The organism is Terrabacter sp. Soil810, assembly GCF_001429645.1.
GTDB lineage: Bacteria > Actinomycetota > Actinomycetes > Actinomycetales > Dermatophilaceae > Terrabacter.
Genome location: NZ_LMSW01000011.1, coordinates 1,911,735 through 1,926,959, shown reverse-complemented (window position 1 = coordinate 1,926,959; position 15,225 = coordinate 1,911,735). Strand labels below are relative to the sequence as shown.

Here is a 15,225-nt window from a genome sequence, read left to right as displayed (position 1 = left end):
CGACGAGGACGCTGACGACGAGGACGCTGACGACGAGGACGCTGACGACGAGGACGCTGACGAGCGCTGAGGTCCTCAGCGAGAACGGGCCCGACCTCCACGGTCGGGCCCGTTCTGCGTTCCGGACGGTCCGCGTCGCAGACGACGAGTCGTCGTAGGGTCTCGCGCAGGAGGTCGCATGCACACGGAGACATCGGCGGAGCCACTGATCGCGGGCTACGACGGGGTGGTGTGCGACCTCGACGGTGTCGTGTACCGCGGGGCGGATGCCGTGCCCGGGGCGCCGGACGCACTGCGGGACATGGTGACTCGCGGGATCAAGGTCGTCTACGCGACGAACAACGCCTCGCGCGTGCCGAGCGAGGTGGCCGCGCAGGTCGCGAGTCTGGGCGCACCGGCAACCGCGTCCGACGTCGTGTCGAGCGCCCAGGCCGGCGCTGCCCGGCTCGCCCACGAGCTGGAGGCGGGCGCTGCCGTGCTCGCCCTCGGCGGTGAGGGTGTCGTGGAGGCCCTGAGGGATGCCGGCCTCACCCCCGTCAGCCTCGACGAGACGGACGGCCGCCTCGGGCACGACGTCGTCGCGGCCGTGCTGCAGGGCTTCGGCAAGGAGCTGCGAGTGCGGGACTTCGAGACGGCGGCCCGGCTCCTGACCACAGGTCTGCCCTGGGTCGCGACGAACGACGACGCCACCCTGCCACTGCCGTGGGGCCAGTCCCCGGGGAACGGCGCGTACATCGACCTGCTCGCCGCCGCGCTCCGGCGGCGCCCGGACGTCGTCGGGAAGCCGCACCCGCCGCTCTACGACCTGGCCCTCGACCGCCTCGGCAGCCGGGCGGACAGGACGCTCGCCGTCGGGGACCGGATCGCCACCGACATCGTCGGAGCGGAGGCCTCGGGTCTCGACTCGGCGTGGGTCCTCACCGGTGTCGACCGGCCGTCGGACCTCGTGGTGAGCGGTTCGTCGCCGACGTATGTCGTCTCCTCGCTCGCCCAGCTCCTCCAGCCGTACGCCGCCCCGGTGCCAGAGGGAGGAGCCTGGCGATGCGGCGCGGCGCAGGTGACACGCACCGACGGGACGCTGCGCGTCGAGCGGGGGAGCGCGGCCCCCATCGAGGTCGTACGCGCCGGGCTGGCGGCGTTGCTGACGCTTCGTGACGACGGGGTCCCGCGCGAGCAGCTGCGCCGCGAGGCCGGGGCCCTCGACCGCCTGCTCGACGATCCGGCGGCTCCGACCCGGTAGCGTGACCGCAGCGAACCACACGACTCGGCACGGAGGCAGCACATGTTCGGCGACAGTGACGCTCGACGCGACGACCTCGGGTCCGGCGAACCGCTCCAGGTCGCCGAGGAGCTCGATCCGATGGACTCGGAGACCGACACGAGCACGGACGGGAGCGGCGACCTCGACGGCACGCTCGACGACTGGTCCGACGAGCCCGACGAGTCCGACGATGTGAGCGACGCCGACGTGACGGACGACGACGGCGCGAGCGACCTCGCGGACGACGACACCGACGAGACCCAGAACGAGGCCCACGACGACGTCACGGACCACCGGAACCGTGACGAGGACGTCGAGGACGACGGGGCAGCCGCCGAGGTGCCGTACGCCCCGCTCGACACGACACCTGACGTGCCGACGCCGCCGGTGACGGGGGACCAGGCCGTCGACGAGGCGATGATGCGCCTGGCCGAGTCCCAGGCCGGCTCGTTCGCGGAACGCATCGAGTGGGGCGAGCACGCCCACCGCAGCCTGCAGAGCCGCCTCGGCGGCCTGGGTGGGGCGTGACGCGTCGTCTCGACGTCGAGCTCGTCGCCCGCGGACTGGCCCGGTCGCGCACCCAGGCGCGCGAGCTCGTCATGGCTGGCGTGGTGCTCGTCGACGGCAGACCGGCAAGCAAGCCCGCCGTGCCCGTCGGCGACTCGACGACGATCGAGCTGACTCGTGAGCCTGACCGGTGGGTGGGGCGCGCGGCCCTCAAGCTGCTCCACGCCCTGGACACGTGGCCCGTCCCGGTCGAGGGCCGACGGTGCCTCGACGTCGGTGCGAGCACGGGGGGATTCACGCAGGTCCTGCTCGAGCGGGGTGCCGCGCACGTCACGGCTCTCGACGTCGGCCACGACCAGCTCGTCGCGACGATCGGTGCTGACCCCAGGGTCCGCGACCTGCCCGGCACCAACATCCGTGACGTGGACGCCGCGGCGCTCGGAGGGCGATTCGACCTCGTCGTGTCCGACCTCAGCTTCATCTCGCTCGCCATCGCGCTGCCCGCCATGCGCCCCCTCGTGACCGACGAGGGTGACCTGGTCGTCCTGGTCAAGCCGCAGTTCGAGGTGGGCCGTGAGCGGCTGAGCCGCACGGGGGTCGTGACGTCGCCGCACGAACGCGGGCGCGTGCTGCGGGACGTGGCGCAGGTCGCGGCCGACCTGGACCTGCACCTGCACGGCGCGAGCGCCAGCCCGATCGCCGGGGGCGACGGCAACCGGGAGTTCCTCTTCTGGCTCGCTCCGAGACCGGTCCCGGGCGCCTCCGTGACGGCGGTGGATGACATGCTGGAGGCCGTCGACCTGGAAGGAGTCCCGTGACGCGCCGGATCCTGCTCGTGGCCCACCCGAGGCGCCCCGAGGCGCTGACGGTCGCCAAGGGCGTCGTCGAGCGCCTCACGCACCTCGGCATCGACGTGTCCCTCCAGGCCGACGAGGCGGAGGCCCTCGACCTCAAGGACAGCGCACGCGTGCACATCGCGTCCGCCGAGGAGCAGGTCGCCGAGGGGTGCGACCTCGTCGTGGTGCTCGGCGGCGACGGCACGATCCTGCGCGGCGCCGAGTTCGCCCGCAGCGTCGACGTCCCCCTGCTCGGCGTCAACCTGGGCCACGTCGGCTTCCTCGCGGAGGCCGAGCGCGACGACCTCGACGCCACGGTCGAGCACATCGCGAGCAACGACTACGCCGTCGAGGAGCGCATGACGCTCCACGTCGACGCCAAGCTGCACGGTGACCTCATCGCCAGCAGCTGGGCCCTCAACGAGGTCAGCGTCGAGAAGGCGGCACGCGAGCGGATGCTCGAGGTCACCGTCGAGGTCGACGGTCGCCCGCTGTCGAGCTGGGGCTGTGACGGCGTCATCGTCTCCACGCCGACGGGCTCGACGGCATACGCCTTCTCGGCCGGTGGGCCGGTCGTGTGGCCGCAGGTCGAGGCGATGCTCCTCGTCCCCAGCGCAGCGCACGCACTCTTCGCCCGCCCGCTGGTGCTGGGTCCCGACACCCACCTCGCCGTGGAGATCAAGGCCGCGACCGAGGGGGCGGGCGTCATGTGGTGCGACGGTCGGCGCCATGTCGACCTCCCGCCGGGCGCGCGCATCGAGGTACGCCGCGGGTTGCGTCCGCTTCGCCTCGCCCGTCTGACGAGCGCGCCGTTCACCGACCGCCTCGTCGCCAAGTTCAACCTGTCGGTCGCCGGGTGGCGTGGCAACGGCAACGGCGACACCACGACACCCGTGGACGACGTCGACGGCGGTGCGGGTGCCCGGCCCTAAGGTGGACCCGTGTTCAGCCAGATGAGGATCCGGGGTGTCGGCGTCATCGACGACGCCGTCCTCGACCTGAGCCCCGGGCTCAACGTCCTCACCGGTGAGACCGGCGCCGGCAAGACCATGGTCGTCTCCGGTCTCGGCCTGCTGCTCGGTGAGCGCGCCGACTCCGGGCTCGTGCGCACCGGCTCCTCCTCGGCGCTCGTCGAGGGCGTCGTGCAGCTGCCCCTGGACCATCCGGCCCTCGTCCGGGCCGACGAGGCGGGCGCCGACCACGAGGACGGCGAGCTCGTCATCGCCCGCACCATCGCCGCGGCCGGACGGTCGCGCGCCCACGTCGGCGGGCGCACCGCCCCGGTCGCCGTGCTCGCCGAGCTCGGGCAGATGCTCGTGGCCGTCCACGGCCAGGCCGACCAGTGGCGCCTCAAGCAGGGCGACGCGCACCGGGTGGTCCTCGACGACTTCGGCGGACCTGACCTCACGGCGCTCCGCGACCGCGTCGGCGAGCTCTACGACCGCTGGCGCGAGTCGGCCCGTGAGCACGAGCGCCTCGTGTCAGAAGCACGTGAGCGCGCCCGTGAGATCGACTCGCTCACCGCCTCCCTCGAGGAGATCGAGGCCGTCGACCCCCAGCCCGGCGAGGACGTGGCGCTGCGCGCCGAGGACGAGCGCCTCGCCCACGCCGACACGCTTCGTCTGGCTGCAGCCCAGGCCCTCGCTGACCTCAGCGGTGACGAGTATGCCGCCGAGCCGGCCCCCAACGTGCGTGACCTCATCGGGTCGGCCCGGGGTGCGCTCGGGCCCGCCACGGCCCACGACCAGGCCCTCGCCGGCCTCGACGAGCGCCTGCACGAGGTGGGCACGCTCGTCACGGACCTCTCGGCCGACCTGACGGCATACCTCGAGGACGTCGACCTCGACCCGCAGCGCCTGGGCTACGTGCAGGAGCGGCGGGCAGCGCTCGGTGTCCTCACCCGCAAGTACGGCGAGACCGTCGACGAGGTGCTCGAGTGGTCGGGTCGCGGGGCTGCTCGCCTCGACGAGCTCGTGACGGCCGACGACCGGGTCGAGCGGCTCGGCGCCGAGGTGGCCGAGCTGGAGGCGTCCGTCGTCGCGGCCGCCGTGGCGCTGTCGGAGGCTCGCCGCGCCGCCGGTGACGACTTCGGCACCCGCGTCTCCGAGGAGCTCTCGCACCTGGCGATGGGCAAGGCCGTCGTCCAGGTCGAGCTGCGTCGTCGCACCGACCCCGAGGGCGTCGTGCTGCCCGACGGTGACCGCGTGCGGCTGGCCCGACACGGCATCGACGACGTCGAGATCCTGCTCGCCGCCAACCCCGGTGCGACGCCGCGCAGCGTGTCCCGTGCCGCCTCCGGCGGTGAGCTCTCGCGCGTCATGCTCGCCCTCGAGGTCGTCGGCTCGCGCAGCGCCTCGGGCGAGGCCGCGAGCGGACCACCCACGTTCGTCTTCGACGAGGTCGATGCCGGCGTCGGCGGTCGGGCAGCCCTCGACGTGGGTGCACGTCTGGCGGCACTGGCCGAGCACGCCCAGGTCATCGTCGTCACCCACCTCGCGCAGGTGGCGGCGTTCGCCGACCGGCACCTCGTCGTGCACAAGTCCGACGACGGCCGCATCACCTCGAGCAGCGTCTCCGTCGTCGACGGCGACGCCCGGCTGCGGGAGCTCTCGCGGATGATGGGCGGTGACCCCGACTCCGAGGCCGGTCTGGCCCACGCCGGCGACCTGCTCGAGCAGACCAGCGGCGCCCGGGTGGGTGCGCGTCCGGTCGCCCGCAGCGGCGCGCGCGCCTGATCGCATGGGCGTCCCGAGGGACGGTCGAGGCCCATCCCGAGACTCCTGCCGCGTGCCGCGCCGCGGCTCGGACCGATGGGGGCGCCGATCCACCGACGTGGCACGATTGAGGCCATCATGGCCCTCTCCATCCGCCGCCGTTCGCATGCCCGAGACACCGGTCCGGGCGTGGTCGGCACCGCACGCGTCGACCGGCGGACCAAGGCCCTGACGAAGCGGCTGCAACCGGGCGACATCGCGGTCATCGACCATGCGGACCTCGACAAGGTCAGCGCCGACGCCCTCGTGAGCGTCCGCCCCGCGGCGGTCGTCAACGCAAGCGCATCGATCAGTGGCCGCTACCCGAACCTCGGCCCGCAGATCCTCGTCGAGGCCGGCATCCCCGTGCTCGACGCCGCCGGTCCCGAGGTCATGACGCTCGCCGAGGGCCAGCCGGTCCGCCTCGACGGCAGTGACCTGTGGTCGGGTGAGTCGCGGGTCGCCACCGGCACGCTGCTCGACGCCGATGCGGTGAAGGCGCAGATGCACGAGGCGCGGGCCGGGCTCGCCGTGCAGATCGAGGCCTTCGCGACGAACACGATGGAGTACATCCGCAAGGAGCGCGACCTGCTCCTCGACGGCATCGGCGTGCCACCGATCACCACCGAGCTGGACGGGCGGCACTGCCTCATCGTCGTGCGCGGCTACCACTACCGCGAGGACCTCGAGACCCTGCGTCCCTACATCCGCGAGTTCCGCCCGATCCTCATCGGCGTCGACGGCGGCGCCGACGCGATCCTCGAGTCCGGCCACCAGCCCGACCTCATCGTCGGTGACATGGACTCCGTCTCGGACAAGGCGCTGCGGTGCGGCGCCGAGATCGTCGTGCATGCCTACCGCGACGGGCGCGCCCCGGGTCTCGCGCGCGTCGAGGCGCTCGGGATCACGCCGGTCGTCTTCCCGGCCGCCGGCACGAGCGAGGACGTCGCGATGCTCCTCGCCGACGACTCCGGTGCTGAGCTCATCGTCGCCGTCGGCACCCACGTCACCCTCGTCGAGTTCCTCGACAAGGGTCGCGACGGGCAGGCCTCGACGTTCCTGACCCGGCTGCGCGTCGGCGGCAAGCTCGTCGACGCCAAGGGCGTCAGCCAGCTCTACCGCGCCCGCATCCCGGGTCGACTGCTCGTGACGATGCTCCTCGCAGGTGTGCTCGCCTTCTTCGCAGCCCTCGCGTCCACACCGGCGGGGCAGGCGTGGCTGCAGGTCCTCGCGGCCCGCTGGGACGACCTCTGGACTGCCGTCGTTGGGATCTTCTCGTGATCGACTTCCGCTATCACCTCGTCTCGATCATCTCGGTGTTCCTCGCGCTCGCGGTGGGCATCGTGCTCGGGGCCGGCCCCCTGCAGGCCAACCTCGGCAACCAGCTGAGCGACCAGGTCGCAGCCCTGCGCACCGAGAAGCAGTCCCTCAACGAGAAGCTGACGACGAGCGAGAAGATCGTCGACGCGTCGGACGAGTACGCGACCGCCGTGCAGCAGCGGGTCGTGAAGGCCCGGCTGTCCGGTCACCGCGCGGTCGTCGTCGTGCTGCCGTCCGCCGACGGCACGATGACGACGAACCTCGAGGGCGTCGTGACGCAGAGCGGCTCCGCCCTGACCGGGACGGTCACGCTCAGCCCCGACTGGTTCGACCCCAGCCAGTCGGCCGACCGCGACCAGGCCGCCAAGGAGGCCGCGTCGGCGCTCGGGATCGACACGAGCGCGTCGGGCGACGTCCTGCTCGTGCAGGTGCTCACAGACCTCACGGTCTCGACGGGCAACACCGGCAGCTCACCGCAGCGCTCGGCCGCTCTCAAGGTGCTGGTCGACGCAGGCCTCGTCGACAGCTCGGTGGCCGACCTCGCGCCGGCCGACCTTGCCATCGTCGTGTCCGCCGACTACGCGGGCACCGAGTCGGCGGTGACCGCCCGCTCCGACGCCGTCAGAGCCCTGGTCACCTCGTTCGCCGGCTCGACCCGCGCCACCGTCGTCGCCGGTGGTGAGACGGTCGCAGCGGCGGGCCAGCCCATGACGTCCAACGCCGTCCAAGCCGTGCGCGAGAAGTCCGAGACCGCCGAGATCGTCGCCACCGTCGACCATGCCCGGGCCGGCGACGGGCCCGCCATCGTGGTCCTCGCCATCGAGAACGTCCTCGACGAGCGGGTCGGCCACTACGGCGTCGCCACGGGAGCCACGGCCACCGTCCCCCGGGTGCTTCCGTGACGTCGAGGCGTCGCACGAGCCCGTCCGGCGTGTCGTCCCTCGCTGCCCTCGTCGGGTCGGCAGCGGGGTCGTGGGCGGTGCTGCGGCTGTCCCGGAGGTTGGCGCCTGCCGTCCGCGAGCCATGGGAGCGCACCAACCACGCCGGCCGTCCGGTCACCCTCCTCGAGGGTCCCGCCTGGGTCGGCGGCGCCGTGGCCGGCATCGCCGCCGGCGCCGTGGCCTCACGCCTGTCCCGCGGTGCGACCGCCGCATCGATCGGCGCCTCGTCGGCCTCGTCGGCCTCGTCGGCCTCGGCGGCCCTAGCCGTCGCCGTCGCCGCCGGTGCTCTCGGGGCGCTCGACGACCTCGCCGGAGGTGCGTCGGACAAGGGCCTCAAGGGTCACCTGGGGGCGCTCACGCGTGGTGAGGTCACCACGGGCACGGTCAAGATCGTCGGACTCGGCGTCACCGGGCTGCTCGGTGCCGCGCTCGCCGACGCGCGGCGACCGACCCGTCCCGGGGCGCTCGCCACCCTCGTCGGTGGCGCCGTCGTCGCAGGCGCCGCCAACGCCGTCAACCTCTTCGACCTGCGTCCCGGACGAGCCCTGAAGGTCACCGCCGCGGCTGGGCTCCCGCTCGTCGGCAGTGCGCCGGCAGCGGCCGCGGTCGGCGCCTCGCTCGGCGTCGTCCGCGACGACCTCCGCGCGACGTCGATGCTCGGTGACACGGGCGCCAACGCCGCCGGGGCCCTCGTGGGTCTCGCCCTCGTCGAGCGCACCGGGCTCCTCGGTCGGGCGGTGGCGCTCGCCGGCCTCGCTGCGCTGACGCTTGCCTCTGAGCGTGTCAGCTTCACCCGCGTCATCGAGGCCCACCCGGTCCTGCGCGGGCTCGACGAGTGGGGCCGGGAGCCCCGATGAGTGACCGGGCCCCCGTGAACGGGCATGCCTCTCGCCGTGGGCTGTTCGCCGCGGCCGGGACCATCGCGGTCATCACGCTCGTCGCTCGTGTCGTCGGTTTCGGACGATGGTTCGTCTTCTCGCACTCGGTCGGCGCGACGTGTGTCGGCAGCGTCTACCAGTCGGTCAACGCCGTGCCGAACGTGCTCTTCGAGATCGCGGCCGGGGGAGTGCTCGCCGCAGTCGCCGTGCCCCTCGTCGCGGGCGCGCTGGCCCGCGGGGACAGAGCCGAGGCTGACCACACGGCCTCCGCCCTGCTGACGTGGGTGCTCGTCGTCCTCGTGCCGCTCGGGCTGCTCGTCGCCCTCGCCGCCGAGCCGATCGCGCGCGCTCTGCTCGGAGCCGGAGGGTCCTGTCCCGGTGCGGTGGGTCTCGGCACCGACCTGCTGCGGGTCTTCGCGATCCAGATCCCGCTCTACGGCGTCGGCATCGTGCTCGGCGGGCTGCTCCAATCGCACCACCGCTTCGTCGCGGCGGCCCTCGCCCCGCTCATGTCGAGCCTTGTCGTGATCGCGACCTACGTCGCGTACGCCGCCCTCGCCGCCGACCCGGCGGCGGCGATCCCGCAGGTGCCGACATCGGCGACCACGGTGCTCGCCGTCGGCACGACCCTCGGGGTCGTGGCCCTGTCCCTGCCGCTCCTCGTCCCAGTGCGTCGCGCCGGCATCGACCTCCGCCTGACGACCCGCTTCCCCCACGGCGTCGCCGCCAGGGTCCGGCGACTCGCCGTGGCGGGGCTGCTCGCCGTCGCCGGACAGCAGCTGGCGACCCTCGTCTTCATCCGTCTCGCCAACGACCGGGGCGGCCCCGGGACGCTCAACGTCTACATCTACGTCCAGGCGGTCTCGCTGCTGCCGTATGCCGTCCTCGCCGTCCCGCTCGCAACAGCGGCGTTCCCGACGCTGGCGGGCAGTGCGGAGGCCGGCCGGGACGCGACACCGCGGGCCGGGACCGTGACTCCCGCGCCGGGCCCTCCGCCGGGCTCTGCGCCGGGCCCGGCGGCCGTGGACGTGCTGCGTCGCACCTGGCTCGCGACTCTTCTCGCCGGCCTGCTGGCCGGGGGGCTGCTCGTGGCCGTCGCCCGACCGGTCGGCGCCTTCTTCGCACTGCTCGACGCGGGACGAGCGGACCGGACGGGCGCCGAGGCCCTGTCGGCCATCCCCGACGCCCTGGCGCTCGTGGCTCCCGGCATCGTCGGGCTCTGCGCGATCGGACTGCTGACCCGGGCGTCGTACGTCCGCGGCCGCGCGCGGGTCGCCGGCGCGGTGGTCGCCGTGGCCTGGCTCACGACGACCTTCGTGCCCCTCGTGGCTCTCGAGGGCGACGCCGGACCTGCCGCCACCGTGCGCGCCCTGACCCTCGGCACGAGCGTGGGGCTCGTGGCCGGGGCGGTCGCGCTCGCGGTCCTCGTCGCGCGGAGCTGGGGTGGCGCGGCGCTGGCCGTCCCGGTGCGCCCGGTCGCCGCCGGGATCGCCGGAGCTGCGGCGGCGGCAGTCCTCGGGTGGTGGCTCGGTGGTCTGTGGACCCCCGATGCACTCCTGGCCGCCGCCGTCCAGGCCGTGGCCGTCGCGCTGGCCGCCACGGCGGCCCTCGTGGTCGTCGTCCTGCTCGTAGACCGGTCGGTGCTCGCCCGCCTGCGTCGGCGACGACCCGCTTCCTCGACCGCCGGTTCGCCGAGCGTCGGTTCGCCGAGCGTCGTGGACCCGGCCCGCACGTCCGACGCCACCGGCCCCTCGGAGACGCGATGAAGGTGCTCATGGTGCTCGGCCGGGCGGCCGGGGGAGTCGGCGCGCACGTCGACGCCCTCGTGACCGGCCTGCGCGAGCAGGGTCATGAGGTCGAGGTCGTGACGGCCGACTCGACGGCGCGCACCTTCGGCTGGACCGACGCCCTCCGGCTGTGGCCGGTCCACAGCGGGGTGCGCGCTCCTCGCGGTCTCGTGGACTGGCACCGCATCATGCGCCTCGCGTGCACCGTCGACGTCGTGCACGCACACGGGCACCAGGCTGCCGTTGTCGCTGCCGTGGCCGTCAGCCGGGCCCGGCCACGCCCGCGGCTCGTGGTCTCCCTCCACAACGACCTCCCACCGGCCGGTCCGTCCGCGAGCGCACGCGCCAGGGCATCGGTCGCCCGCCGCCTGCTCAGCTGGTCCCTGCGCCGGGCCGACCTCGTGACAGGTGCGAGCGCCGACCTCGTCGAGCTCGCCGATCGACTGGGGGCCCGATGCACCGAGCTGGCCCTCGTGCCGTCCGCCGCGGTCGCCGACCTCCGGGGTCGACCTGCCCTCGACGCCACCGAGCGGGCCGCCTTCCTTGCCGCGGCGGGCATCGCCACCGATCGTCCCGTCGTGCTCACGGTGTCGCGCATCGCACCCCAGAAGGACCTCCCGACCCTCGTGCAGGCCGCGCGACTGTCGCACGCCGCCGCGACGTGGGTCGTCGTCGGCGACGGCGACGCGCGGCTCCGCGCCCGCCTCGAGGAGGAGGCGGACGGCATACCGCAGGGGGAGGGCGACGTCGCCGCGGCGCAGGTCCGGTTCGTGGGGGCCCGCACCGATGTGCCCGAGTGGTTCCGCGCCGCCGACGTCTTCGTCCTCACCAGTCGCTGGGAAGCTCGGGCGCTCGTCGTCCAGGAAGCCATGGCAGCGGGGCTGCCCGTCGTGGTGACTAGGACCGGCGGCCTACCCGACCTCGTGGGGGACGCGGGTTCGCTTGTCGCCGTAGGTGACCCGGCCGCAGTGGCGGACCGAGTGGACCACCTGCTCAGCGACCCGGCGGCCAGGCTCCGCGACGGTGCCGCCGCCCGCGTGCTGGCGGCCGGATGGCCCACTCCCGACGACGAGACGCGCCGGTGGGTGGAACGCTACGTCACGGACCCCCGCGGAGTGACGTAGACTCAAAGCCCGTGGTGGATACGACGAAGCACATCTTTGTGACCGGGGGCGTCGCCTCCTCTCTCGGCAAGGGGCTCACCGCCTCGAGCCTCGGACGACTTCTCAGATCGCGGGGCCTGCGGGTCACGATGCAGAAGCTCGACCCCTACATCAACGTCGATCCCGGGACGATGAACCCGTTCCAGCACGGCGAGGTCTTCGTGACCGACGACGGAGCCGAGACCGATCTCGACATCGGCCACTACGAGCGCTTCCTCGACGTCAACCTCGTCGGCAGCGCCAACGTGACGACCGGGCAGGTCTACAACAACGTCATCGCCAAGGAGCGCCGCGGCGAGTACCTCGGCGACACGGTCCAGGTCATCCCGCACATCACCAACGAGATCGTCGCCCGGATGCGCGCGCTCGCCACCGGAGGTCCGGACGCCCCGGACGTCATCATCACCGAGATCGGCGGCACGGTCGGTGACATCGAGTCGCTGCCCTTCCTCGAGGCGGCCCGCCAGGTGCGCCACCTCATCGGCCGCGACCACAGCTTCTTCCTGCACGTCTCGCTGGTGCCCTACCTCGCGCCGAGCGGTGAGCTGAAGACGAAGCCGACCCAGCACTCCGTGGCCGCCCTGCGCCAGGTCGGCATCCAGCCCGACGGCCTCGTGCTGCGAGCCGACCGCGAGATCCCCGACCCGATCAAGCGCAAGATCTCGCTCATGTGCGACGTCGACGTGACCGCGGTGGCCGCTGCAGTCGACGCCCCGAGCATCTACGACATCCCCAAGGTGCTGCACCGCGAGGGCCTCGACGCCTACGTCATCCGCCGGCTCGGGCTCAACTTCCGCGACGTCGACTGGACCGAGTGGGACGAGCTGCTCCAGCGGGTCCACGACCCGGAGCACGACATCGAGATCGCGCTCGTCGGCAAGTACATCGACCTGCCCGACGCGTACCTCTCGGTCACCGAGGCGCTGCGTGCCGGCGGTTTCCACCACGACGCCAAGGTCAACATCCGCTGGGTCGCCAGCGACGAGTGCCAGACCCCGGCCGGGGCCCAGAAGGCGCTCGGGGGCGTCGACGCAGTCCTCGTGCCCGGCGGCTTCGGCGTACGCGGCATCGAGGGCAAGCTCGGTGCGCTGACGTGGGCCCGCGAGAAGCAGGTGCCGACGCTCGGCATCTGCCTCGGCCTGCAGTGCATGGTCATCGAGTACGCCCGCGCCGTCCTCGGCAACCAGGACGCGAGCTCGACCGAGTTCGACCCCGAGACCGACCACCCCGTCATCGCCACGATGGAGGAGCAGAAGGCGTTCGTCGAGGGCGCCGGCGACCTCGGCGGCACGATGCGCCTCGGGCTCTACCCGGCTGCGCTCAAGGAGGGCAGCGTCATCCGCGAGGCCTACGGCGAGGCCGAGGTCAAGGAGCGCCACCGCCACCGCTACGAGGTCAACAACTCCTACCGGGCCGACCTCGAGAAGGCGGGCCTCGTCTTCTCCGGCACCTCTCCCGACGGCACGCTCGTCGAGTTCGTCGAGCTCCCGCGCGAGGTGCACCCCTACTACGTGTCGACGCAGGCGCACCCGGAGTTCCTGTCGCGTCCCAACCGCGCGCACCCGCTCTTCGCAGGGCTGGTCGGGGCCGCACTGCAGCGCCAGCGCAGCGAGCGTCTCGTCGAGGTCGAGCGCCACCGTGCTGCGGTCGACGCCGGCCAGGCCGAGCGGGACGCCGACGAGCGTGCCGGGCGCGACGAGCTCGCGTCCGTCTCGGCATCGGGTGCCGTCCCGGACGCCGACTGAGCCGCGGGTGAGCCTGGACGCGCCGCGGGGCAGCGCAGCCGACCTCGTCGAGGAGTGGACCGCCGAGCCGGTGGTCGAGACGACGACCCCCTTCGAGGGGATCATCTTCGACGTCGTGCGCGAACGCGTCGACCTCGGCGCCGGGGGCGTCGTCACCCGTGACTTCGTGACGCACCCCGGCGCCGTCGCCGTGCTCGCCCTGCGCGAGCTCGACGGGGTCTCGCACGTGCTCCTCATCCGGCAGTACCGCCACGCGAGTGGCGGCCACGTGTGGGAGCTCCCCGCCGGCTTGCTCGACGTCGACGGCGAGCCGCCGTGGGAGGCCGCCGCGCGTGAGCTGGCCGAGGAGGTCGACCTGACGGCCGACGAGTGGCACGTGCTCGCCGACGACGTCACGTCGCCGGGGGCGTTCCCCGAGACGGTGCGGATCTTCCTCGCTCGGGGCCTGCACGAGGTCGCCGCGGCCGACGCCCACCAGCGCACCGCCGAGGAGCTCGGGATCCGACCGCTCTGGGTCTCGCTCGACGACGCCGTCGACGCGGCGCTCGACGGAAGCATCAGCAACTCGGCCACGCTCGTCGGGCTGCTCTCCGCTGGGCTGTCCCGAAGCCGTGGGTGGTCGACGTTGCGACCGCACGACGCGCCGTGGCCCGCCCGCGAGGCCCAGCGCGTCCAGCGCTCGTGAGCGGAGCCTTCGGGCTGGCTGCGTCGGCGCGGTGCCCGTGCGGTGGCGGCCCGCAGCAGCAGGCGTATGCCGCCTGCTGCGGGCCGCTCCACGCGGGCGACCGTCCGGCCGGCACCGCGGAGGAGCTCATGCGCTCGCGCTACACGGCGTTCGCCGTGGGGGACGAGGCGTACCTCGTGCGCAGCTGGCACCCACGGACCCGGCCCGAGCGGGTCGACCTCGACGCGGCGACGCGCTGGACCGGTCTGACGGTGCTGCGGAGCGAGCGCGGCGGGACCGACGACGAGGACGGTGTCGTCGAGTTCGTCGCCCGGTGGTCGGAGTCCTCAGCGGGTGCCGAGCGTCGGGGCGAGCTGCACGAGGTCAGCCGCTTCGCCCGCCGGGCCGGTCGCTGGCTCTATGTCGACGGCGAGCACGGGTGACCCGTCGGCGGGCACGGCCGGCGATGCCACCGCCACCCCGCCACGTCGCCGGGTGACCGCCACGGCGACGCCGGCGAGCAGCACGAGCCCGCCGGCCAGCTCGAGGACGTTGGGCCGCTCGTCGAACGCGACCGCCGCGGCGGCCATGCCGAACACCGGCACGAGCATCGCGAACGGCGTCACCTTCGCGACGGGGTGACGGCTGAGCAGCGTGTTCCAGATCCCGTAGCCGACGAGGGAGGAGAGGTAGGCGGTGTAGGCGGTCGAGGCGACGGCCTGCCACTGCAGGTGACCCAGGGCCTCCCCGATGGCCGCCGGTCCCTCGAACGCGAACGAGAGTGCGAGGGCGGGCACCGGCACGACGAGGCCCGACCAGACCGTCACCCCGAGCCCGGCGCCCGGACCCGTCAGCGCCCCCGCACGGCGGGTCAGCACGTTGCCCACGGCCCAGGACACGGCGGCGAGCACGAGCACGACGAGGGGGAGCAGCGGGGCCGAGAGCCCACGACCGACCGCGATCGTCAGGAGTCCGGCTCCTCCCAGGGCGACACCGATGCGCTGGGCCGTCGACGGACGCTCGCGCAGCCAGACGGCGGCGATGACGACGGTGAGGAGCACCTGCGCCTGGAGCACGAGCGACGACAGGCCCGGCGGCATCCCGAGGTGCACCGCGAGGTACATGAGCGCGAACTGGCCGAGACTCGTGAAGAGGCCGATGAGGGCGAGGTCGCGCCACGGCAGCCCCGGCCGTCGGACGAGGAAGACCGCCGGGATGCAGACGACGACGAAGCGCACCGCGAGGAAGAGGAACGGCGGCACCGAGTCGATGCCGGTGCGGATGGCGACGAAGTTCGTGCCCCAGATGAGGGCGACGAGCACGGCGAGGGCGGTGTCACGGCGGCGCATGACCTCATCGTCGGGGCTGCA

At 73.5% G+C, this 15,225-nt stretch carries 14 protein-coding genes; 13 read left to right on the top strand and 1 reads right to left on the bottom strand.

Annotated elements, in window-relative coordinates:
• The first annotated feature begins 178 nt into the window (after positions 1–178).
• The 13 genes from ASG96_RS14830 to ASG96_RS14770 all read left to right on the top strand — a co-directional run bounded on the left by ASG96_RS14830 (position 179) and on the right by ASG96_RS14770 (position 14,298).
• Complete coding sequence (locus ASG96_RS14830) at positions 179–1,240, top strand: HAD-IIA family hydrolase (RefSeq protein WP_057588327.1); 1,062 nt, start codon at positions 179–181, stop codon at positions 1,238–1,240.
• A 42-nt stretch (positions 1,241–1,282) separates the two neighbouring features.
• Positions 1,283–1,789 carry a hypothetical protein gene (locus ASG96_RS14825; RefSeq protein WP_057588326.1) on the top strand — a complete coding sequence of 169 codons (507 nt, stop codon included), beginning with the start codon at positions 1,283–1,285 and terminating at the stop codon, positions 1,787–1,789.
• Positions 1,786–2,586 (top strand): TlyA family RNA methyltransferase, encoded by an 801-nt coding sequence (locus tag ASG96_RS14820; RefSeq protein ID WP_057588325.1) that lies wholly within the window; start codon positions 1,786–1,788, stop codon positions 2,584–2,586. The genes ASG96_RS14825 and ASG96_RS14820 overlap by 4 nt, the downstream gene beginning before the upstream one ends.
• Positions 2,583–3,536: an NAD kinase gene (locus ASG96_RS14815; RefSeq protein ID WP_056757576.1), complete on the top strand. Its 954-nt coding sequence runs from the start codon at positions 2,583–2,585 to the stop codon at positions 3,534–3,536. The genes ASG96_RS14820 and ASG96_RS14815 overlap by 4 nt, the downstream gene beginning before the upstream one ends.
• Before the next feature lie 9 nt (positions 3,537–3,545).
• Positions 3,546–5,339, top strand: coding sequence for a DNA repair protein RecN (recN, locus tag ASG96_RS14810; RefSeq protein WP_082591788.1), 1,794 nt, complete (start codon positions 3,546–3,548; stop codon positions 5,337–5,339).
• Positions 5,340–5,456: 117 nt separating this feature from the next.
• Complete coding sequence (gene steA, locus ASG96_RS14805) at positions 5,457–6,638, top strand: putative cytokinetic ring protein SteA (RefSeq protein WP_057588324.1); 1,182 nt, start codon at positions 5,457–5,459, stop codon at positions 6,636–6,638.
• The gene (locus tag ASG96_RS14800; protein WP_057588323.1) at positions 6,635–7,579 is read left to right on the top strand and encodes a copper transporter; all 945 of its coding nucleotides are present in this window, start codon (positions 6,635–6,637) and stop codon (positions 7,577–7,579) included. The genes steA and ASG96_RS14800 overlap by 4 nt, the downstream gene beginning before the upstream one ends.
• Positions 7,576–8,475, top strand: coding sequence for a hypothetical protein (locus tag ASG96_RS14795; RefSeq protein WP_082591787.1), 900 nt, complete (start codon positions 7,576–7,578; stop codon positions 8,473–8,475). Before ASG96_RS14800 ends, ASG96_RS14795 begins: the two co-directional genes overlap by 4 nt.
• Before the next feature lie 14 nt (positions 8,476–8,489).
• A complete protein-coding gene (gene murJ / locus ASG96_RS14790) occupies positions 8,490–10,262 on the top strand; it encodes a murein biosynthesis integral membrane protein MurJ (RefSeq protein WP_235509163.1) in 1,773 nt (590 codons plus the stop codon).
• A complete protein-coding gene (locus ASG96_RS14785; protein WP_235509162.1) occupies positions 10,259–11,407 on the top strand; it encodes a glycosyltransferase family 4 protein in 1,149 nt (382 codons plus the stop codon). The genes murJ and ASG96_RS14785 overlap by 4 nt, the downstream gene beginning before the upstream one ends.
• An 11-nt stretch (positions 11,408–11,418) precedes the next feature.
• Positions 11,419–13,191 (top strand): CTP synthase, encoded by a 1,773-nt coding sequence (locus ASG96_RS14780; protein ID WP_082591785.1) that lies wholly within the window; start codon positions 11,419–11,421, stop codon positions 13,189–13,191.
• A 7-nt stretch (positions 13,192–13,198) separates the two neighbouring features.
• On the top strand, positions 13,199–13,876 hold the full coding sequence (locus tag ASG96_RS14775) for an NUDIX hydrolase (protein WP_057588458.1): 678 nt from the start codon (positions 13,199–13,201) through the stop codon (positions 13,874–13,876).
• Positions 13,873–14,298 carry a YchJ family protein gene (locus ASG96_RS14770; protein ID WP_082591808.1) on the top strand — a complete coding sequence of 142 codons (426 nt, stop codon included), beginning with the start codon at positions 13,873–13,875 and terminating at the stop codon, positions 14,296–14,298. The genes ASG96_RS14775 and ASG96_RS14770 overlap by 4 nt, the downstream gene beginning before the upstream one ends.
• Here the strand turns inward: ASG96_RS14770 and ASG96_RS14765 are convergent.
• Positions 14,203–15,204 carry an EamA family transporter gene (locus ASG96_RS14765; protein ID WP_057588320.1) on the bottom strand — a complete coding sequence of 334 codons (1,002 nt, stop codon included), beginning with the start codon at positions 15,202–15,204 and terminating at the stop codon, positions 14,203–14,205. The two genes, ASG96_RS14770 and ASG96_RS14765, sit on opposite strands and share 96 nt — an antisense overlap.
• Positions 15,205–15,225 lie beyond the last annotated feature (21 nt).

What these genes read in the sequence shown, in the direction of transcription:
- ASG96_RS14830 (WP_057588327.1), top strand. Translation starts at nt 179, where the DNA reads ATGCACACGGAGACATCGGCGGAGCCACTGATCGCGGGCTACGACGGG.
- ASG96_RS14785 (WP_235509162.1), top strand. Translation starts at nt 10,259, where the DNA reads ATGAAGGTGCTCATGGTGCTCGGCCGGGCGGCCGGGGGAGTCGGCGCG.
- steA (WP_057588324.1), top strand. Translation starts at nt 5,457, where the DNA reads ATGGCCCTCTCCATCCGCCGCCGTTCGCATGCCCGAGACACCGGTCCG.
- ASG96_RS14825 (WP_057588326.1), top strand. Translation starts at nt 1,283, where the DNA reads ATGTTCGGCGACAGTGACGCTCGACGCGACGACCTCGGGTCCGGCGAA.
- ASG96_RS14765 (WP_057588320.1), bottom strand. Translation starts at nt 15,204, where the DNA reads ATGCGCCGCCGTGACACCGCCCTCGCCGTGCTCGTCGCCCTCATCTGG.